This window comes from Hoyosella altamirensis, assembly GCF_014191505.1.
Taxonomy (GTDB): Bacteria; Actinomycetota; Actinomycetes; order Mycobacteriales; family Mycobacteriaceae; genus Hoyosella; species Hoyosella altamirensis.
Genome location: NZ_JACHWS010000005.1, coordinates 61111 through 80646, shown reverse-complemented (window position 1 = coordinate 80646; position 19536 = coordinate 61111). Strand labels below are relative to the sequence as shown.

Annotated in this window: 18 protein-coding genes; 9 read left to right on the top strand and 9 right to left on the bottom strand. The window is 62.3% G+C overall.

What is annotated here, in order from left to right; translation table 11 throughout:
* Nucleotides 1–2: 2 nt before the first annotated feature.
* Both tal and tkt read right to left on the bottom strand, forming a co-directional pair.
* Nucleotides 3–1130 (bottom strand): transaldolase, encoded by a 1128-nt coding sequence (tal, locus tag FHU29_RS21390; protein ID WP_064438798.1) that lies wholly within the window; start codon nt 1128–1130, stop codon nt 3–5.
* A 71-nt stretch (nt 1131–1201) separates the two neighbouring features.
* On the bottom strand, nt 1202–3304 hold the full coding sequence (gene tkt / locus FHU29_RS21385) for a transketolase (RefSeq protein WP_064438799.1): 2103 nt from the start codon (nt 3302–3304) through the stop codon (nt 1202–1204).
* 423 nt (nt 3305–3727) lie between these two features.
* Here tkt and FHU29_RS21380 point away from each other — a divergent pair, with 423 nt between their 5' ends.
* Complete coding sequence (locus FHU29_RS21380; RefSeq protein WP_260153010.1) at nt 3728–4633, top strand: heme o synthase; 906 nt, start codon at nt 3728–3730, stop codon at nt 4631–4633.
* Between the two features lie 83 nt (nt 4634–4716).
* Here the strand turns inward: FHU29_RS21380 and FHU29_RS21375 are convergent, their stop codons facing one another.
* Entirely contained in the window at nt 4717–5685 is a 969-nt protein-coding gene (locus FHU29_RS21375; protein ID WP_064438801.1) for a quinone oxidoreductase family protein, read from the bottom strand.
* A gap of 133 nt (nt 5686–5818) precedes the next feature.
* On the opposite strand from FHU29_RS21375, the gene FHU29_RS21370 reads away from it, so the two are divergent.
* On the top strand, nt 5819–6103 hold the full coding sequence (locus tag FHU29_RS21370; protein ID WP_183377652.1) for a hypothetical protein: 285 nt from the start codon (nt 5819–5821) through the stop codon (nt 6101–6103).
* Here FHU29_RS21370 and FHU29_RS21365 read toward each other — a convergent pair.
* From FHU29_RS21365 to mptB, 4 genes are all read right to left on the bottom strand, one after another.
* Nucleotides 6048–7019 (bottom strand): COX15/CtaA family protein, encoded by a 972-nt coding sequence (locus FHU29_RS21365; protein ID WP_083962103.1) that lies wholly within the window; start codon nt 7017–7019, stop codon nt 6048–6050. The genes FHU29_RS21370 and FHU29_RS21365 overlap by 56 nt on opposite strands.
* A 275-nt stretch (nt 7020–7294) precedes the next feature.
* Nucleotides 7295–8119, bottom strand: coding sequence for an ABC transporter permease (locus FHU29_RS21360; RefSeq protein WP_083962104.1), 825 nt, complete (start codon nt 8117–8119; stop codon nt 7295–7297).
* Nucleotides 8120–8121: 2 nt separating this feature from the next.
* Nucleotides 8122–9069, bottom strand: a complete 948-nt coding sequence (locus FHU29_RS21355; protein WP_157094896.1) for an ABC transporter ATP-binding protein — start codon at nt 9067–9069, stop codon at nt 8122–8124.
* 11 nt (nt 9070–9080) lie between these two features.
* Nucleotides 9081–10763 (bottom strand): polyprenol phosphomannose-dependent alpha 1,6 mannosyltransferase MptB, encoded by a 1683-nt coding sequence (gene mptB, locus FHU29_RS21350; protein WP_064439094.1) that lies wholly within the window; start codon nt 10761–10763, stop codon nt 9081–9083.
* A gap of 116 nt (nt 10764–10879) precedes the next feature.
* Between mptB and FHU29_RS21345 the strand changes: the two genes are divergently transcribed.
* The 7 genes from FHU29_RS21345 to FHU29_RS21315 are packed head-to-tail and all read left to right on the top strand — an operon-like array spanning nt 10880 to nt 17305.
* Entirely contained in the window at nt 10880–11710 is an 831-nt protein-coding gene (locus FHU29_RS21345; RefSeq protein ID WP_074390717.1) for a helix-turn-helix transcriptional regulator, read from the top strand.
* Nucleotides 11707–13161, top strand: a complete 1455-nt coding sequence (gene sufB / locus FHU29_RS21340; RefSeq protein WP_013806701.1) for a Fe-S cluster assembly protein SufB — start codon at nt 11707–11709, stop codon at nt 13159–13161. The genes FHU29_RS21345 and sufB overlap by 4 nt, the downstream gene beginning before the upstream one ends.
* Nucleotides 13161–14414 carry a Fe-S cluster assembly protein SufD gene (gene sufD / locus FHU29_RS21335; RefSeq protein ID WP_064438803.1) on the top strand — a complete coding sequence of 418 codons (1254 nt, stop codon included), beginning with the start codon at nt 13161–13163 and terminating at the stop codon, nt 14412–14414. The genes sufB and sufD overlap by 1 nt, the downstream gene beginning before the upstream one ends.
* A gap of 36 nt (nt 14415–14450) precedes the next feature.
* Complete coding sequence (gene sufC / locus FHU29_RS21330) at nt 14451–15212, top strand: Fe-S cluster assembly ATPase SufC (protein ID WP_064438804.1); 762 nt, start codon at nt 14451–14453, stop codon at nt 15210–15212.
* A gap of 1 nt (nt 15213) precedes the next feature.
* Nucleotides 15214–16512 (top strand): cysteine desulfurase, encoded by a 1299-nt coding sequence (locus FHU29_RS21325; protein ID WP_064438805.1) that lies wholly within the window; start codon nt 15214–15216, stop codon nt 16510–16512.
* The gene (sufU, locus tag FHU29_RS21320) at nt 16512–16970 is read left to right on the top strand and encodes a Fe-S cluster assembly sulfur transfer protein SufU (protein WP_064438806.1); all 459 of its coding nucleotides are present in this window, start codon (nt 16512–16514) and stop codon (nt 16968–16970) included. The genes FHU29_RS21325 and sufU overlap by 1 nt, the downstream gene beginning before the upstream one ends.
* Entirely contained in the window at nt 16970–17305 is a 336-nt protein-coding gene (locus FHU29_RS21315; protein ID WP_013806706.1) for a metal-sulfur cluster assembly factor, read from the top strand. The genes sufU and FHU29_RS21315 overlap by 1 nt, the downstream gene beginning before the upstream one ends.
* A 140-nt stretch (nt 17306–17445) precedes the next feature.
* On the opposite strand, the gene FHU29_RS21310 is transcribed toward FHU29_RS21315, so the two are convergent.
* On the bottom strand, nt 17446–18564 hold the full coding sequence (locus tag FHU29_RS21310) for a lycopene cyclase family protein (protein ID WP_064438807.1): 1119 nt from the start codon (nt 18562–18564) through the stop codon (nt 17446–17448).
* A 12-nt stretch (nt 18565–18576) separates the two neighbouring features.
* Complete coding sequence (locus FHU29_RS21305) at nt 18577–19344, bottom strand: SDR family oxidoreductase (protein WP_064438808.1); 768 nt, start codon at nt 19342–19344, stop codon at nt 18577–18579.
* Nucleotides 19345–19536: the final 192 nt, after the last annotated feature.

Sequence of the window (19536 nt, the reverse complement as noted above, 5' to 3'; positions counted from 1 at the left end):
TCTCACGAGCGCTGACGTGCGGCGTCGATCTGCTGCGACGTTGCCTCGAGCAATTCGTTCCAGGACTTTTCGAACTTGTCGACGCCTTCTTCTTCAAGTTTAACGAAAACGTCAGCAAGATCGACTCCGGCATCCGCGAGAGCGCTGAATACGCGCTCCGCATCCTGAGCGGTGCCGGAGATGGTGTCGCCACGCACTTCGCCGTGGTCGGCGAATGCCTGCATTGTCTTTTCTGGCATGGTGTTGACGGTGTTCGGTGCGACGAGTTCACTGACATACAACGTGTCGGAATAGTCAGGGTTCTTGACACCGGTGGACGCCCACAGCGGTCGCTGCACGTGCGCGCCCGCAGCCTTCAGTCCGTTCCAGAGGTCATTCGAGCCCCCGAAGACACGCTCAAACGACGCGTACGCGAGACGTGCGTTCGCCACTCCGGCCTGGCCCAGGAGGCCGCGTGCCTCCTCTGTGCCGAGCTTCTCGAGCCGCGCGTCGATCTCGCTGTCTACCCGAGAAACGAAGAACGAGGCGACCGAACGGATCCGCGAGAGATCCCGGCCGATCTGCCGGGCTTGTTCGAGGCCCGCCAGGTAAGCGCTGATGACAGCCTCGTACCGTTCGACTGAGAAAATGAGCGTGACGTTCACGCTGATTCCGTCCGCGATGACCGACGTGATCGCAGGCAGGCCAGCCAGTGTCGCGGGGATTTTGACCAGCAGGTTGGGGCGGTCCACGATCTTCCACAGCTCGTGCGCCTGCGCGATAGTCCTATCGGTATCGTGAGCGAGCCGCGGATCGACTTCGATGGAAACCCGACCGTCCTGGCCTCCGGTAGCTTCATAGACTGGCATCAGCAGATCGCAGGCGTTACGAACGTCGTCCGTTGTGAGTTCCCGGACCACATCGTCCACACCGGCGCCCCGGCTGACCAGCTCGGTGAGCTGCGCTTCGTACGCGTGCCCGCTCGCAAGGGCGCCCTGGAAAATCGTTGGGTTCGTCGTTACACCAACAACGCTGCGGGTCTCGACGAGCTCCGCGAGATTGCCCGAGCTCAGGCGCTCACGCGAGAGGTCGTCGAGCCACACTGATACGCCTGCCGCGCTAAGTGCGGCAAGGTTTTCGTTCTGAGTCATAAGTGGTCACCTCTAACTAGAGAAATCCGCTACAAGTTGTCACCGGCGACCACGGACTGCGTGAAGCATTCCTAGCCGCTGGTGCGAGTGAGGGAACGACGTGCCGCGGCCTCTACTGCCTCCGCCGTGAAGCCGAACTCCCGGAAAAGCGTCTTGTGATCAGCGGACGCTCCGAAGTGCTCGATCGACACCGCTTCGCCGTAGGAGCCAAGGTGCCGGTGCCACGGCATCGCAATCCCAGCCTCTACAGTCACCCTAGCGCGAACCTCAGGGGGGAGCACACGATCCTGATAAGCCTGATCCTGCTGTTCGAACCAGTCGAGGCACGGAGCGGAAACGACGCGTGTACCAATGCCTTCCGCTTCGAGGGCCTTGCGTGCTTCAACCGCGTACTGCAGCTCGGATCCGGTACCGATCAAGATGACTTGCGCCTCGGTCGCCTCAGCTTCGCAGAGGACATAGGCGCCGCGCTTGACGCCCTCTTCGGCATTTTCGCGCGTCCCCTCCAGCACTGGGATGTTCTGGCGCGTCAGTGCGAGCGCGGTCGGACCGTCGAGATGCTCGAGAGCTGCCTTCCATGCGAAAGTCGTCTCATTCGCGTCGCCCGGCCGGATGACCGTCATGTTCGGGATCGCACGCAGCGCTGCGAGGTGCTCGATAGGCTGGTGCGTCGGACCGTCCTCACCGAGCCCAACTGAGTCGTGCGTCCACACGTACAGTGCGGGCACCTTCATCAAGGCTGCGAGCCGCACGGCCGGTCGCATGTAGTCGCTGAAAACGAGGAACGTTCCACCGTACGGGCGGGTCGGGCCGTGAAGGGCAATCCCGTTAAGGATGGAACCCATCGCGTGCTCACGCACGCCGAAGTGCAAGGTTCTGCCGTACGGGTGAGCGTTCCAATGCTTGGTCGAGATCGACACCGGGCCGAACGAATCAGAACCGCTGATTGTCGTGTTGTTGGATTCTGCGAGGTCGGCGGAGCCGCCCCAGAGTTCGGGCAAGATCGGCCCAATCGCGGCGAGAATGCTCCCAGAGGCCTTGCGGGTGGCCATGCCCGATTCGCTTGGATCCCAGGTGGGCAGCGCCGATTCCCAGCCCTCGGGCAGTGAACGCGACGTGAGGCGATCGAAAAGTGCCTTGCGCTCAGTTTCGCGCGCCGCCCAGGCATCGAACTCCGCCTGCCACCGTGCGCGCGCGGCGGCACCACGTGCGACGACCTCCCGAGTGTGGGCGATCACGTCTGGGGCAACGTCGAAGCTCTTCTCTGCGTCGAAACCCAGTGCTTCCTTGACTGCGGAAACCTCGTCGGCGCCGAGTGCGGCACCATGTGAGGCGCCCGTGTTCATTTTGTTCGGCGCAGGATAGCCAATGATGGTGCGCAAAATGATCATTGAGGGCTTGTCCGTCACAGACTTCGCGTTCTCAATCGCGTCGAGGATGCCAGCGACATTCTCGCCACCGGCGACGCTCTGTACATGCCACCCGTACGCCTCGTATCGCTTCGCGACATCTTCACCGAGCGCAATCGCGGTGTCATCCTCGATGGAGATCTCGTTGTCGTCGTAGATGGCAATGAGGTTGCCGAGTTCCTGGACACCTGCGATGGACGACGCCTCGGAAGTCACACCCTCCTGGATGTCCCCGTCGGAAGCGACGACGTAAATGAAATGGTCGAAGGGACTGGACCCCTGGGGAGTGTCAGGATCGAAAAGTCCGCGTTCGCGACGTGCCGCCATCGCCATGCCGACCGCTGATGCCAGGCCCTGGCCCAGAGGACCGGTCGTGATCTCTACACCAGGGGTGTGGCCGAACTCGGGGTGGCCGGGCGTCAGGCTTCCCCATTTGCGCAGCGCCTTCAGGTCGTCGAGTTCGAGACCGTAGCCAGAGAGGTAAAGCTGTATGTACTGGGTGAGGCTGGAGTGGCCGCATGAGAGCACAAACCGGTCACGGCCAGTCCAGTCCGGATCGGACGGATCATGCCGCATCACCTTTTGGTACAGGACGTACGCGAGAGGCGCGAGGCTCATCGCAGTACCCGGGTGGCCGTTCCCGGCGTTCTGAACCGCGTCCGCCGCGAGCACACGGATGGTGTCGACTGCCTTGGTGTCGAGTTCCGTCCAGTCCTCTGGAAGGTGGGGGGTGGTCAGGGTGCGGATCTCGTCTGTAACCGACACTGGCGAGGCTCTCCTGGATGCTGGCTGAATCGTCACGGGATGCTGGATCTTTTGCGAACCGGTAGGTCCAACTGTAATGGTGCCATTACATCAGCCAAGTCTCCGAATCCGGCGGCAGCGCGCCGTCGCCGCACCACGATGCGTTACCGTGGTTCGGCAGGGTCGTTCGCCAGGTCTACCATCAGAGGCATTCAGGCAAGGCGTTTAAGCAAAGACATTTGGGCGCGGGCTGCGGGGCCAACTAGAGTGCCCGGGTAATGCCGGTGGGTATCGCGAGGAGAAGCAGTGCGGATTAGGGCGCAGGCAGGCGGGCATGGTTTCGCCCCCAGCGCGCATAGCCACTCTCAGAGTGCCGGGACGGCCAATGAGAACGGTGATGGCAGCGATTCTGGGAACGCCTCCGGCAGTGCGCCTCAAGGCCCCCTGAACTGGGTCAACGGAAAGGTCATGGCGTACATAGCGCTGACCAAGCCGCGGGTTATTGAACTCCTGCTTGTCACCACGATTCCCGCGATGCTTCTTGCGTCCCGTGGGACTGTCGACCCGCTACTCATCCTTGCGACGCTCTTTGGCGGCGCGATGGCAGCAGCAAGTGCCAACAGCCTGAACTGTGTTGTCGACGCAGACATTGACAAGGTGATGAAACGCACAGCCCGTCGGCCGCTCGCTCGCGAAGCGGTGCCGACGTCGCATGCGCTTGTCTTCGGGCTCGTGCTGGGCGTGTTGTCGTTTACGTGGTTCTGGTGGGCGACCAACCTCCTCGCAGCGTCGCTGGCCGTCGTGACGATCTTGTTCTACATCTTCGTCTACACCCTTGTCCTCAAGCGGCGGACGTCGCAAAATATCGTCTGGGGCGGCGCCGCTGGCTGCATGCCCGTCATGATCGGCTGGGCCGCGACGACCGGGACGCTCGAATGGCCGGCGCTGGTGATGTTCCTCATCGTGTTCTTCTGGACGCCGCCTCACACATGGGCGCTGGCGATGCGCTACAAGGAGGATTACCGCGCGGCAGGGGTGCCGATGCTCCCCGTGGTGATGAGCGAACGGGAAGTCACCAAGCGGATCGTGCTCTACACGTGGGTGACCGTTCTGACCACCCTTGCGCTTGCCTGGTGGACAGGGGTGATCTACGCCCTGATTGCACTTCTCGTGGGCATTTGGTTCGTCGTCATGGCACACCGCCTGTATTCCGGTGTGAAGGCGGGGGTACCAGTGAAGCCGCTTCGCTTGTTCCTGATGTCGAACAACTACCTCGCTGCGGTCTTCTTCGGCCTCGCGGTAGATTCCATCCTCGGTTTCGCAACCGTGCCGCAACTGCTCGGGCTCTAATCGCGCAGATTCGTCAGAAACAGGACATCCTCAAGAGAAATTTCCCTTGAGGATGTCCTGTTTCTCTTGAAGATTGAGCGCGATTATTCGGGGAGTAGCACGATAGACCCGGTAGTCCGGCGGCCTTCAAGGTCACGATGGGCGTCAGCGGCGCGCTCGAGCGGGTATTCAGCGCCGACCCGGATGTCGAGAGCCCGACTGGCGATCGCATCGAAGACGTCTCCCGCCCGCCAGAGCAACTCGTCGCGAGTTCGAACGAAGTGCGCGAGCGACGGCCGGGTAAGGAAGACAGACCCCGCCTTGTTGAGGCGCTGAGGGTCAAACGGCGGTACCGGACCGCTTGCGGCGCCAAATAGCGCGACAATTCCCCGGACACGGACGCATTCGAGGCTCGTGTCGAAAGTGTCTCTTCCCACACCGTCGTACACGGCGGCGACACCCTCACCCGAAGTGAGATCTCGCACCCGGACTGCAAGTTCTTCAGAATAGCGGAGGACCTCCGAGGCGCCGGCCTCACGTGATAGTGCTTCCTTTTCCGCGGTCGAGACGGTGGAGATGACTCGCGCGCCACGTTCCACTGCCAGCTGCGTCAGGATCAGGCCGACTCCTCCAGCGCCTGCATGGACGAGGACAGTATCGCCCCTTTGAACTGGGTACACGGATGTGACGAGGTAGTGCGCCGTCATGCCCTGAAGCAGCGCGGAAGCAGCCACGGGTGCTGTTACCTCGGCGGGCACCGGCACGGCGACGGAGACTGGAACCCTCACCAGCTCGGCGTAGCTGCCTGGCGCTGACGCCCATGCGACTCGGTCTCCGACTGAGAATCCGGTCACACCGTCCGCCATGGCGACGACAGTGCCGGTCGCTTCAGAGCCAGGTATGTACGGCAGGTCGGTCCCATACGTACCGGTCCGGAAATACACGTCGATAAAGTTCACGCCGACGGCATCGGTGCGAACAAGAAGTTCCCCTGGTGCAGGCTCAGGATCGGGCAGATCAGTTGCAGCGAGAACTTCCGGCCCGCCGAGTCGTGTCACCTGTATTGCGCGCATGATCGATTTCTACCCTCCTCGGCGCGTCAGCGCGAGCAGAACGCGCCCCGTGGGAAACCGTTCCGGACACAACGGTAATCTTGAGAACATGAGTGACCAGGAGAATTCGGCCACAGGGACAGCAGGGCCAGTGATCCCGAGCGGTGTGCTTCCCGCGATCAAAGCGTTCATGAAGGACCACGGGGGCTCCGCAAAGGCGGTTCTGCAGCCACTTGGGCGCATCGGTGTCCGCATCACCCTCGTTGGGGCTGACGGCATTATGGGGGATCAGGTGGTGCCGAGCCTCCACATCGCGAGGGCTGTCGTTGACGCGGTTCCGCAGCTCGAGCTCGCTGACTGGGATCGCGAGCTGACCTCTACCGCTACACCCGCTCCGGAACACGCTCGCCGGATGGCGGCATGGGTAGCGAACTCGTAACCCGCTCCGACATGCTCGACCACAGCGCGGCCGTCGCGGCAGTGCATGCCGCCGCGCCCGCGATGTGGAAGGGAATCAGGTAGGCGGGTACCTGCAAGAAGTACTGGACGATACCTAGTGCGGCTTGCGCACTTGCGATCGCGATGACGAACTTCACGTTACGCAGAACATTGCGTGGCGCTGCTACTGCGTAAAGGGCGAAAACCAAGCCAATGAGCAGCGCAGCGTAAGCGACGGTGAGCTGCGAGTGTAAATGCACGAGCGTGACTATCTCGACTTCCAGCCGGTCCACATCTGGATCACCCGCGTGGGGTCCAGCACCGGTAACCATGGTGCCCGCGACCAGCACGCCCACCAGAGCCACCGCAGTGAGGGCTGTGAGGCTGCGTAGCGGCCTGGGCGCAACAGGGCGGTCGACTCCCTCATCGGGCTCGGAAATCTTGTTGTAGAGCACTACAGCGACCCAGACCATTGCCATGGAGACGAGCAGGTGGACAGCGACGGTCCACCACAGCAGGCCCGTGAGTACGGTGATGCCTCCGATGACCGCTTGCATGAGCGTCGAGAGCGGCATCACCCACGCGTACGCGATTACCTCACGACGCCGCCGGGCGCGCGTGACGACGAGGACGATCGCGACCGCCGCGGCAACCACCACGAAGGTGAGCAGCCGGTTCCCGAACTCGACGAGCTGGTGCAGCGTGGCGACCTCTTCGACCGGAACCGGCGTGAAGGAGCCCGGAAAACACTGTGGCCACGTCGGGCAGCCCAGCCCCGAAGCAGTAACCCGCACGACGGATCCCGTAACCGCGATACCCGCTTGGGTGAGGATCACAAGAATCGCGACGATCTTCTGGGTCCGCAGGGAAGGCATCGGAAGCCGGTCAACCAGGCTGAGATAGGTACGCGATAGCACAGTCTGATGGTAGAGGGAACGACGCGTAAACAAAGAAACGGGCCCGTGCGCTAAGGCCGCCGCGAGATATGCTCAACCGTCCCGAATAGCGGCTCGCGTCGGGCGCGTCAGGGCTGGGGCCTTGATTGCTTTAGCTGTGTCCGCTGGCTCGGCATATCTCAGACGCTTGAGCATATCTCGTGGCAACCTCAGCGCACGGGCCCGACTCTTCGAGCGGTTTTCATGACCATCGGGCAAACGTGACTCCCCGCCCAACCTGCTGGCCCGGCGTGTCCTCACACCCAGCGGAAGGTGCGAAACGCGCCAAATGCGCACGCGGCAGCCCATGCCGCGAGTACCGCATACCCAGTGAGGTCCGCGGCCCCGTCGAACGCCATCGCCAGCGACTCGACCAGTGCGCCCGACGGTGTGATTCGCGCGAAAGCATGTGCAAGGCCGGGGAACTCCTCGCCGTACAGCCGCGCCGCGATGACGAGGCTCCCGATGCCGGCGAGCGCGAACCACAGAATATTTGCGAGGGCCAGGACGATCTCTGCACGGAGCCAGCCGCCGATGAAGAGGCCCATTGCTGCGAACGCCACAGTGCCGAGCGCGACGGCGGGCACCGCTAATGCGAGTCCCGTGAGACTGGGGCGCCAGCCTAGTGCCACTCCAATCGCCACTAGCAGCGCCATCTGCAGGCAGACCACCAGCACTACAGCGCAGCTCTTCCCGCCAATGATCGCCCATTTCGGCAAGGCTGTCGCGCCGAGCCGTTTCAATGCTCCGTAGCGGCGATCAAATCCTACGGCTATCGCTTGGCCGGTGAATGCTGTGGACATGATCGCCAGGGCGAGGATCCCGGGAACGATCGCGTTGGTGCGTGATTCGCCGAGGTCACCGATGGGAAGTACCGCAAAACCGATCAGCAATGAGATTGGGATCAGCATCGTGAGCAGTAGCTGCTCCCCATTGCGGAGGAGCAAGACCAGTTCGAGACGCGTCTGCGCGGCAAGCATGGGGAGCGGGCGGCTGGGGTGCGGCGACGGCGTGAACGTTCCAGCAGGAAAGCGGTTCGCGGTGACGCGCGTGGAACCAGGCAGGTCAGACGGGTCAGACACTGTCAGCCTCTCAATTCACGGCCGGTGAGGTCGAGGAAGACGTCCTCGAGCGTGCGCTGTTCGACCCGCAGATTCGTGGCGAGGACATTGATCCGCGCGAACCATGCGGTAACCGTGGAGAGCACTTGCGGCGTGATTTCGCCTTCGATCAGGTATTCACCAGGTGAGCATTCGTGGCAGCGATAGCCTTCTGGCAGAGCAAGGAGCAGTAGGTCGGTTTCTAGGCGTGGCGGGGCGCTGAAACGCAGTTGATCCTGTGCGTCTCGCCGAGTGAGATCCGCGGGCGTGCCTTGATCGACAACACGGCCGTGATCGATGATCACGATGTGGTCGGCGAGGTGTTCAGCCTCATTCATCATGTGCGTCGTGAGGAGGACACTCACGCCGTCGCGCCGGAGCGCATCAATCAGTTCCCACACTAGATGCCGCGCCTGGGCATCGAGTCCTGCTGTGGGCTCGTCCAGAAACACTAATTCGGGGCGCCCGATAAGGGCGCTCGCCAGCGAAAGTCGCTGTTGCTGTCCCCCGGAAAGGCGACGGTAAGGGGTGTTGGCCGCTTCCGTCAGCCCCAGGGTGCTGAGTAGCCAGTCAGGATCGAGCGGGTTACGCGAATAGCGGGCTATGAGGCGAAGCATTTCACCGGCACGCGCGCCCGGATAGGCGCCTCCACCTTGCAGCATCACCCCGATCCGTGGCTTCAGTTGTGCGGCATGCGCCGCCGGGTCGAGCCCGAGCACCCGCACCTTGCCGCCATCCGCAGCCAGGAAACCCTCGCAGATTTCGACAGTGGTGGTCTTGCCAGCGCCGTTGGGCCCCAGCAGTGCGAGGACTTGGCCCGCTTCAACCGATAGGTCCAGACCTTTCACTGCCTCGGTGGCGCCAAAACGCTTCGTAACCCCGAGCAGTTCTACCGCTGGGGTGCGGGGCGGCGACGGCAGTTGAGTAGTCACGACGAACCAGATTAGGCGCTCGCGGCGCTCCGGCGAAAAACGCCGTCCAGGAACGAACGCCAGAGCGGCCGGGTGTAGAGGACCGCGAACAGGACCGTGAAGGTCGCGATCGTGGCGATGACGGCCTGAAAGATTGTCCACGCAGGATATTCAGCGCCGTTAGGCATGAGAATCACGCTGATGACGGCGGATACTCCAATCGCGGGTATGCGGAAGACTGGCCGCGTTGCCCACGCGGCGAGCGGAATGAGGGCCCACAGCAAGTACCACGGCTGCACCACGGGGAACAGAAACACAAGCGCGGCCATTGAGACTCCGAGCGCCCCGATTGCGTGGAGCCGCCCAGAGTGTGTCGCGAAGAGCATCCGGGTGATGAGCATGGCAGCAATCGCCGCGGCGATCGGGCGCGTCACATTGAGGATGGCCGTCGTGTGATCGCCCAGCCCGAGGAATACGCCAGCCTGCCCGGTAGCAAGGCCGAGCAGTGTGGGTATCGACATCCAGCTTCGCACCGCGTTGGCAGTCCCAAGGGTATTTACCCAGCCGAAGCCAAGCCCACTGATCAGGCTCATGCTGGCGATTCCGATAATCGCGACGATGCCAAGGAGGGCTGCGGCGGCAGCCATCGAGATCAGGCCGCGGCCCCATCGTCGCGCGAGCGCCATTCCGACGAACCCGAGCGCGAGCAGAGAAGGAATTTTGATCGTCGCCGATAAGACTATGACGAAGACTCCTGCAAGGAGCAGGGCAAGATTCAGCCGGGTGAGTGGACTCGAGGTTTCGATGGCGCGCAGCGCAAGTTCCACTCCGACCACCATCATGCCGATCATGAGTGCCTCGTTGTGGATGCCCGCGACAAGATGGAAGATCACGAGGGGGTTGGCAGCACCCAGCCAGAGGGCGATCACTGGGTCAACTCCGCACCTGCGGGCCAGCCGCGGCAAAGCCCAGATGATCATCAGCACGCCAACAACCGCGAGACCGCGGTGCAGGAGAATGCCCGGAACAATGTTGTAACCGGTCAGCGACGCGATCCCTTCGCCCATCCACAGGAAGAGCGGGCCGTACGGTGCTGGCGTTTCGCGCCAGATGTTCGGGACCGTTCGCGTCAGCACGTGATCCACGCCGAGCGCCTGGGCCGGTCCTAACGCGTATGGATCAAGTCCGCGCGCGCCGATTTCGCTTTGCGCGAGGTAGGAGTACACGTCACGGCTGAACATCGGAGGCGCCACCAGCAGCGGTGTGATCCACAGCAGAAGCGTGTAGTCGAGCTGTCCTCGTGTCATGCGCCGCGGTGCTGACTGTGTAACGAACCCGCCGAGGACGAAACGGCCGACCATGAGCCAGGCGAGCGTCACCATGACGGTTCCGGTGATACCGAGTGTCAGAGAAACAGTGGTCATGCGCGCGGGCAAGCCGAATATACGCATTCCCGTCACGGGATTCTGGAGGACAGGCTGCGCACCCGCTCCCAGGGCGGCGAAGGCCATGAGGATCGCCCCAGCAGCCCCGAATCGGCGCACACCCTTCAGTTGTGCGGTTTCCACCGCATCGAGCCCGGGCTTGCTGAATTCCTGTCCGTGAAGGTGTGCGACCTTTTCGTCGAGCTCCCGGAAGCGCGTGCGGCGGGCGGGCGCGGACCACTGTGTACGGTCGCTTTCTCCCTGTGAATCCGCGTGATCAATCTCCGGCACAGTACGAGCGTAGCGGTGGCATAAGACAGCGGTGCAGGTGGCGTGGTGAGCCACTCCACACCCGAGTGAGGGTGGCCTGGGTAGAATCATCCCGGGAATTGCGTCACACTAGTGTTGTGAAAACAGCAGGAGTGTCCGACGGTGCTAAAGGTGGAGCCAGCCGCTCTACCGGTGCGCCGCTGCGCTCCCAGGGTCTGGCACCGTCTGGTTTCGCGCACGAAGGGCACACACGCGCAGAGGTTGTGCGGCTGTTGCTGGAGCGCGGACCGATCACGGCTTCGGCGATCAGTTCTCGCCTTGGATTGAGTGCGGCGGGTGTGCGCAGGCACCTCGATGTACTAATTGACAATGGTTACGCGGAAATCGCTCCGCCCCGCGTCCTGAGAGATCGTGGGCGAGGCCGGCCAGCTAAGCAGTACATGCTGTCCGCAGCCGGGCGGGATCACTTGCAGCACGCCTACGATGACCTTGCTACCGCAGCGATGCGTGAACTCCGGGAAATCGGTGGCGAGCAGGCGCTTGAGCGTTTCGCGGACCGCCGGGTGCGTTCGATTGTCGGTTCCGTCCAGCGGGATCCGGAGTCTGTCGAACGTACTGCTGAGCGTGTCGCAGATGCCCTCACGGCTGCCGGTTACGCCGCCTCCACGCGCAGGGTGGGGCTCGGTGTTGAGATCTGTCAGCATCATTGCCCCGTGTCGCATGTTGCAGCGCAGTTCCCGCAACTGTGTGAGGCTGAGGAGCAGGTTTTCGCCGAAGTGCTCGGGACGCACGTGCAGCGCCTGGCGACGATCGCCAACGGCGACTGCGCCTGCACCACCCACGTCCCCCTTACGGTGTTTGGTGACGCTTCCAGCAAAGATGCCGCCGATGCGCCACAAGCCACACGAAATCCCTCCGTTGCACAGCCCGCAGCGGATAACCATCGACTCCGGGAGGAGCGCACATGACAGTCACGTCAGAGCCCGGTGCGGTTGCCACGGGAACGGCGCCGCTAACCCAGGAAGAGACGATCGCGTCGCTGGGCCACTATGCCTATGGCTGGTCCGACAAGGATGACGCAGGCTCGATCGCGCGCCGCGGACTCTCCGAGGAGGTCGTACGCGATATCTCATCGAAGAAGGACGAGCCTGAATGGATGCTCGACGCGCGCCTGAAGGCGTTGCGCATCTTCGACCGTAAGCCTCTCCCTCAGTGGGGCGCCGACGTTACCGGCGTTGATTTCGACAACATCAAGTACTTTGTGCGTTCGACTGAAAAGCAAGCAGCGAGCTGGGAAGACCTGCCTGAAGACATCAAGAACACCTACGACAGGCTCGGCATCCCTGAAGCGGAGAAGCAGCGCCTTGTGTCCGGCGTCGCGGCTCAGTACGAGTCCGAGGTGGTCTACCACCAGATTCGCGAGGATCTCGAACAGCAAGGTGTTATTTTCCTCGACACCGACTCAGGGCTGCGCGAGCATCCCGAGCTGTTCAAGGAATACTTCGGTTCAGTCATCCCCGCTGGTGACAACAAATTCTCAGCGCTGAACACCTCCGTGTGGTCCGGCGGTTCGTTTATCTATGTACCGCCCGGCGTTCATGTCGACATCCCACTGCAGGCGTATTTCCGCATCAACACCGAGAACATGGGTCAGTTCGAGCGGACGCTCATCATCGTTGATGAAGGCGCGTACGTGCACTACGTCGAAGGCTGCACCGCACCGATCTACAAGACAGATTCGCTGCACTCGGCTGTCGTCGAGATCGTCGTCAAAAAGGGTGGCCGCTGCCGCTACACGACGATTCAGAACTGGTCGAACAACGTGTACAACCTCGTTACCAAGCGCGCCAAGGCCGAGGCTGGCGCCACAATGGAATGGATCGACGGCAACATCGGTTCGAAGGTGACGATGAAGTACCCGGCCGTCTGGATGACGGGCGAGCACGCGAAGGGCGAGGTCCTTTCAGTCGCGTTCGCCGGTGAAGGTCAGCACCAGGACACGGGCGCGAAGATGCTGCACCTCGCGCCCCACACCTCTTCGACGATCATCAGCAAGTCTGTTGCACGGGGCGGCGGCCGCGCCTCTTACCGCGGACTTGTTCAGGTCAACAAGGGCGCTTACGGCTCGAAGTCAACGGTCAAGTGCGACGCACTGCTCGTCGATACCATCAGCCGCAGCGACACCTACCCCTACGTCGATATCCGCGAGGACGACGTGACGATGGGCCACGAAGCCACGGTTTCGAAGGTGAGTGAGGATCAGTTGTTCTACCTCATGAGCCGTGGGCTGAACGAAGACGAGGCGATGGCGCTCATCGTGCGCGGTTTCGTCGAGCCGATCGCGAAGGAACTCCCCATGGAGTACGCACTTGAACTCAACCGACTGATTGAACTGCAAATGGAAGGGGCCGTGGGCTAGTGACTGCCAGTACACCTGCTGGTGTCGGCGCCGCTGGAGTGCAGGGCGCGATTGCTGGTGAAAACCGGGAAGCGGCCGCGAGCACTGCAGGGGCGACTCCGGCCGTCAACAAGGGAGAGTTGTTCTCCTCGTTTGACGTGAACGCCTTTGAGATACCGTCTGGCCGTGACGAGCTGTGGCGGTTTACGCCCATGCGCCGCCTGCGTGGCCTTCATGACGGCACGGCCACGCCGAACTCGAAGGTTGGTATTGAGGTAACTGAGACGAAGGGCGTGACGGTGGAATCCGTCGGCCGCGATGATCAGCGCCTCGGCGAAGCCGGTGCCCCGACTGATCGTGTTGCCGCCGCCGCTTACTCCGGATTTGAGCAGGCCACAGTTATCACGGTGGGCCGGGAAGAGGAAGTCGCGGACCCGATCACGGTGACGGTGACCGGCCCCGGTGCGGGAAATGTCGCATACGCGCACCTCCAGATTCGCGTCGAAGCATTCGGTCGCGCAACCGTCGTTCTCGACCACAAGGGTGACGGTACGATCGCGGACAACGTCGAGTTCATAATCGGCGACAGCGCGCGTCTGAGCGTGGTATCAGTGCAGGACTGGGCGGAAACTGCTGTTCACGCCCGATCCGAGCACACCAAGGTCGGCCGTGACGCTGTTTTTCGGCACTTCGCGGTGAGCCTTGGCGGTGACCTCGCGCGTACCTCCACAACCGTGCGTTTCAGCGCGCCCGGTGGCGATGCTGAACTGTTCGGCCTGTATTTCGCTGATGCGGGCCAGCACATCGAGCACCGGTTACTGGTGGACCACGCGGTTCCGCATTGCAAGTCGAATGTCGTCTACAAGGGTGCCCTGCAGGGCGAATCGGCAGCAGCTCACGCTGCTCCCGGCAGCAAAGGCGACGCGCACACGGTCTGGATCGGTGACGTACTGATCCGTGCGGCCGCGGAAGGTACCGAAACCTTCGAGCTGAACCGCAACCTCGTACTGACGGACGGCGCTCGCGCTGACTCGGTTCCGAACCTGGAAATCGAGACCGGTGAAATCCGCGGGGCTGGCCATGCCAGCGCCACCGGCCGCTTTGACGACGAGCAGCTGTTCTACCTGCGCTCGCGCGGCATCCCAGAAGACCAGGCGCGGCGCCTCGTCGTGCGCGGCTTCTTCCGCGAACTCATCGACAAAATCGCGGTGCCCGATGTTCGGGAACGCATCGACGCCGCGATCGAGGCCGAACTCGGCGCGATCGGCGCCTGACCAGACTGCTCACTTTAAGACTCGTTAAGGAATCGAATGTCCACGCTTGAAATTCGCGACCTCCAGGTCGAAATCACCCCCGGTGATGATGCGCCGATCAAGATCCTCAAAGGTGTCGATCTCACCATCAAGTCAGGTGAGACGCATGCGCTGATGGGGCCTAACGGCTCGGGGAAGTCCACGCTTTCGTACGCGATCGCGGGGCACCCTAAGTACCACGTCACCGGTGGCTCGATCACGCTGGACGGTGAAGACGTTCTTGAGATGAGTGTCGACGAGCGCGCTCGTGCCGGGCTCTTCCTCGCGATGCAGTACCCCACTGAGGTCCCCGGTGTCTCAATGTCCAACTTCCTGCGCACGGCAGCTACTGCGGTCCGCGGCGAGGCACCGAAGCTGCGCCACTGGGTCAAAGAGGTGAAAGAATCGATGCGTGAACTCGACATTGAGTCGGCTTTCGCGGACCGGTCGGTGAACGAAGGTTTCTCGGGTGGCGAGAAGAAGCGCCATGAGATTCTGCAACTCGGTCTCCTCAAGCCGAAGATCGCCGTTCTCGACGAAACCGACTCAGGGCTCGACGTAGACGCGCTGCGGGTAGTTAGTGAAGGCGTGAACCGCTACAAGGAACGCGAAAACGGGGGAGTCCTGCTGATTACCCACTATTCCCGGATCCTCCGCTACGTTGAACCCGACTTCGTACATGTCTTTTCGGCGGGCAAGATCGTCGAGTCTGGTGGCAAGGAACTCGCCGACGAACTGGAGCGGAGCGGTTACGTTCGATTCACCCAGGCGGCGGTCTGACATGACGGCAACGGCGAACACTCCATTTGCGCAGCAGGTATCCCACGCGGACCGTGCTGTGTCGCTGGACGTCGCCCGTATCCGTGAAGACTTCCCGATTCTGCACCGCACCGTTCGTGACGGGAAGCCACTTGTCTACCTGGATTCGGGTGCTACATCGCAGCGCCCGATTCAGGTGCTCGATGCGGAACGCCGATTCCTGACCACGTCGAATGCGGCGGTGCACCGTGGAGCGCATCAGCTCGCGGAGGAAGCGACGGATGCGTATGAGGACGCGCGCGCACTGATTGCCGACTTCGTCGGTGCGAAGTACAGCGAACTCGTTTTCACCAAGAATGCCACTGAGGCGCTGAACCTGGTGACGCACACGCTAAGTGATGACCGCTTCGCCGGCCGGACGATCCGCGAAGGCGACGAGGTCGTCATCACTGAGCTCGAGCATCACGCAAATCTCGTTCCCTGGCAGGAACTTTGCCGACGCACGGGCGCGACGCTCAAATGGTACGGCGTCACGGACGAAGGACGGATCGACCTCGATTCGCTGACCTTGACTGAGAAGACGCAGGTAGTCGCGTTCACTCACCAGTCGAACGTCACCGGCGCGGTTGCTGATGTCCCCGAACTCGTGCGACGGGCCCGCGAAGTGGGCGCATTGGTAGTCCTCGATGCCTGCCAGTCAGTTCCGCATGCGCCAGTGAACTTCCCAGCGCTCGACGTCGACTTCGCTGCATTTTCCGGACACAAAATGCTCGCGCCGTCCGGAGTCGGTGTGCTGTACGGACGGCAGGAACTACTCGATGCGATGCCACCGTTCATCACGGGTGGGTCGATGATCGAGATGGTGTACATGGACAAGAGCACCTACGCACCACCGCCGCAGCGTTTCGAGGCGGGAGTCCCAATGACCTCCCAGGTTGTGGGGCTCGGAGCTGCCGTCGAATACTTGAATAACTTAGGCATGGACGCCGTTGCTGCACATGAACGACAGCTGACTGCTGCGACACTTGACGCGCTGACCAGTATCGAGGGTGTCCGCATCGTGGGTCCGCATACTGCTGAGGCCCGTGGTGCCGCTGTGAGCTTCGTGGTGGATGGAATTCACGCACACGATCTCGGTCAAGTCCTCGACGATGATGGTGTCGCGATCCGCGTGGGACACCACTGCGCGTGGCCCCTGCATCGACGATTCGGCATAGCGGCGAGCGCCCGAGCCTCGTTCTACCTGTACAACACACTTGACGAAGTTGAAGTTCTCGCCAAGTCAATCAGGCGGGCCCAGGAATTCTTCGGGACGGTCTGATGCGACTCGACCAGATGTACCAGGAAGTGATCCTGGACCATTACAAGCATCCGCACCATCGGGGCCTTCGCGAACCGTTCGGTGCGGAAGTGCATCACGTAAATCCCACTTGCGGTGACGAGATCACGCTTCGCGTGCACATCGAACAAGATGCTGTCGCCGATATCTCCTACGACGGTCAGGGATGCTCGATCAGCCAAGCTTCGACATCAGTGCTGACAGACCAGCTGATCGGTCTCCCACTGGGTGACGCGCTGAAAATCGTCGGTGCGTTCCAGGAAATGATCGGGAGCAGAGGGACGATCGAGGGTGATGAAGATCTCCTGGGGGACGGCATTGCATTTGCCGGGGTGGCGAAATACCCGGCTCGGGTCAAATGCGCGCTGTTGGGATGGATGGCATTCAAGGATGCCGTTGTTCAGATAACTGAAGGCACATCCAGAGAAGGACAGCAGTAATGACTGACGCTAATGTGACAATTCCTCCGCTCGACGATGTTGAGGAGGCCATGCGCGATGTGGTGGACCCTGAATTGGGCATCAACGTCGTGGATCTCGGACTTGTTTATGGCATCGAAATCGACGACGAAGCCGTGGCCACTGTCAACATGACGCTGACCTCGGCCGCTTGCCCTCTAACAGATGTTATCGAGGAGCAGACCCGGTCCGCGCTAGTGAGGAGTGGTTTGTGCTCCGACCTGAAGATCAATTGGGTGTGGATGCCGCCGTGGGGGCCGGAGAAGATCACTGATGACGGGCGGGAGCAGCTCCGCGCTCTCGGCTTCACCGTATAGCGACACTGGATTACCTCTCGCCACACGCGTAGCTGTCGAGAGGGATACCAGATTTCTCGTGCGGTACTTTACGTACAGTCTCGGGGCCAGATTTGTACAAATCGAACATGCCCGGGAAAAAGTACCCCTAGCGTTTGTGGCTACAGGCGCGGCCGCACAACTCCGCGGATCAGATGCGTCCGCTTGCGATGCGAGAGACCGCGGAAGATCCGCGTCATCGCTATGACGAGCCCGCTGAGGTCAGTTCGGCCCGAAAGGTACGCCCGCTGCAATTGCACGGGCATGGCGAAGAACTGATCGAAGAATTCGGGAACGTCGTCGCCTGGCAGGCGCAGAAAGCTAGCGAGTCCACGCTCGCGAAGTTCTGACACGAGACGGGCCCGTACCGGCCAAAGCACTGCTGAGAGATCCGATCTGAACGCGATCGCGTCTGCCAGCGGATCCGCCAGCGAGAGTGAGGCGGCGACGCTATAGCCACTCGCCGGGTGCAGGATCCCGCCGCGCGCACCGATGCTGGTGACGCCGCGCTGTGGGTGCCGTGGGGCCTGGACAGCGAACCGCACGCGTTCTATGGGTTCATGTCCGCCACGTCGTACACCATGCGCCCGCAGACGGGCATCAAGCCTGGTTTCGAGCTCACCGAATGGGATCGGTGGCCTACCGGCGAGACACGTCTCCTCCAGCAGAACACGTCCCTTCCCCAGCGGGATCGCGTAGAGAAACGACGGTGGACCCGAACTGGCAGGGGAAGGACGCCAGTCCATGAACCAAGCGGACCGCCCCGCGAGAATGGGCTCGGCCGCGCTGGCTGGGACCGCAACTCCAAATGCGGTTTGCTGCGGATGGTGCGCTGCGCGTAGTCCGCGCGCGTCTACGACCACCCTGCCGTAGAGATGCGTGCCGTCTGCAAGCTGAACGACTCCCGGCCGGATTCGCGTGACAGTCTCCTGGATGACGGTGCATCCGGTGAGGGTGAGCGAATGCTGGAGCGCAGTGGTGTCAAACACCACGTAGTCGCGGTCAATTCGCCATTCCTGCGTTCCGAACGCGTGCGGCTGATGCGCAATCGCTGCGACCGCTCGTGGCGATAGCCATGGCGGCAACTCGTCCGCCCAGGCGCCGTAGGTGGGCCGCCACGTTCTATCCGGATGCGTATCGACAGCGATGACGCGCAGACCGCGCTCGGCGCACCGGTGCGCCAGGGAACGTCCCGCCGGACCGAGCCCAGCGACAACGACGTCGCCGCTAGCCGCAGTCATGGCGCGCGCCTATCAGAGCCCCCCGGTAGCAAGGAGCCCACCATCGACGCGGACGGTTTCACCGGTGATCCACGCGGCGTCGTCCGAAACCAGGAAGCCGACCAGCGCAGCCACGTCCTCAGGCGTCCCTAGACGTTTCATTGGGTAGATACTCGCAGCCTGATCCTCGCCCGCTGTGTACAGCGCTTCGGCGAACTTCGTCTTGACAACGCCAGGCGCGACCGCATTGACGCGAATACTGGGCCCGAGCTGCCACGCGAGCTCCTCAGTGAGACGGATCAGCGCGGCTTTGGAGGCGCCGTATGCGGATATCACTCCAGAAGAACGCAGCCCCGCCACACTGGCGACGTTGATGATGGCCCCGCCGTGCTCGTTCATCCACGACTTGTAGGCCTCCTGAACGTAGCCAAGCGCCGCGACGACGTTGACGTCGAAGATCTTCGACACCCCGCCGAGGTCGGCTTCGACAAGCGGACCGTAAACGGGGTTGATACCTGTGTTGTTGATCAGGATGTCGAGCGAGCCGAAGCGATCGAGCGTCGCGGCGACCACGCCATGTCTTGATTCCGGGTCGCCGGTGTTGCCGGGAAGCGCCACTACGCCTGCCTGGCCCGCATCCTCAGCGAGTTCGTGGGCGGTCTCCTCCAGCGCCTCAGCCTTCCTCGCAGTGATCGCGACGTTAGCGCCGCGCCGCAGCAATTCGGCTGCGATCGCTTTCCCAATGCCGCGGCTTGCGCCGGTGACGAGTGCGGTACGGCCTGCGAGGTCCTGAGAGGTCATTGCACCACCGTAGTAGCGGCACCTGTGTGAGCGTCAATCTGGCTGAGCGTTTTGTGGCGTGTCGCGTGGGTACATGTGATTTATGACATCGCGATTTAGTGGGCGAGCCGGTACCCTAAGGGGCTGGACCTGAATGACGCGGGCTAGACGCCACGTTGCTGTCCTCATCCCGCGTCGCTGAGAACGCGGGCC

What these genes read in the sequence shown, in the direction of transcription:
- tal (WP_064438798.1), bottom strand. Translation starts at nt 1,130, where the DNA reads ATGACTCAGAACGAAAACCTTGCCGCACTTAGCGCGGCAGGCGTATCA.
- FHU29_RS21375 (WP_064438801.1), bottom strand. Translation starts at nt 5,685, where the DNA reads ATGCGCGCAATACAGGTGACACGACTCGGCGGGCCGGAAGTTCTCGCT.
- sufB (WP_013806701.1), top strand. Translation starts at nt 11,707, where the DNA reads ATGACAGTCACGTCAGAGCCCGGTGCGGTTGCCACGGGAACGGCGCCG.
- sufC (WP_064438804.1), top strand. Translation starts at nt 14,451, where the DNA reads ATGTCCACGCTTGAAATTCGCGACCTCCAGGTCGAAATCACCCCCGGT.
- FHU29_RS21325 (WP_064438805.1), top strand. Translation starts at nt 15,214, where the DNA reads ATGACGGCAACGGCGAACACTCCATTTGCGCAGCAGGTATCCCACGCG.
- sufU (WP_064438806.1), top strand. Translation starts at nt 16,512, where the DNA reads ATGCGACTCGACCAGATGTACCAGGAAGTGATCCTGGACCATTACAAG.
- FHU29_RS21315 (WP_013806706.1), top strand. Translation starts at nt 16,970, where the DNA reads ATGACTGACGCTAATGTGACAATTCCTCCGCTCGACGATGTTGAGGAG.
- FHU29_RS21310 (WP_064438807.1), bottom strand. Translation starts at nt 18,564, where the DNA reads ATGACTGCGGCTAGCGGCGACGTCGTTGTCGCTGGGCTCGGTCCGGCG.
- FHU29_RS21305 (WP_064438808.1), bottom strand. Translation starts at nt 19,344, where the DNA reads ATGACCTCTCAGGACCTCGCAGGCCGTACCGCACTCGTCACCGGCGCA.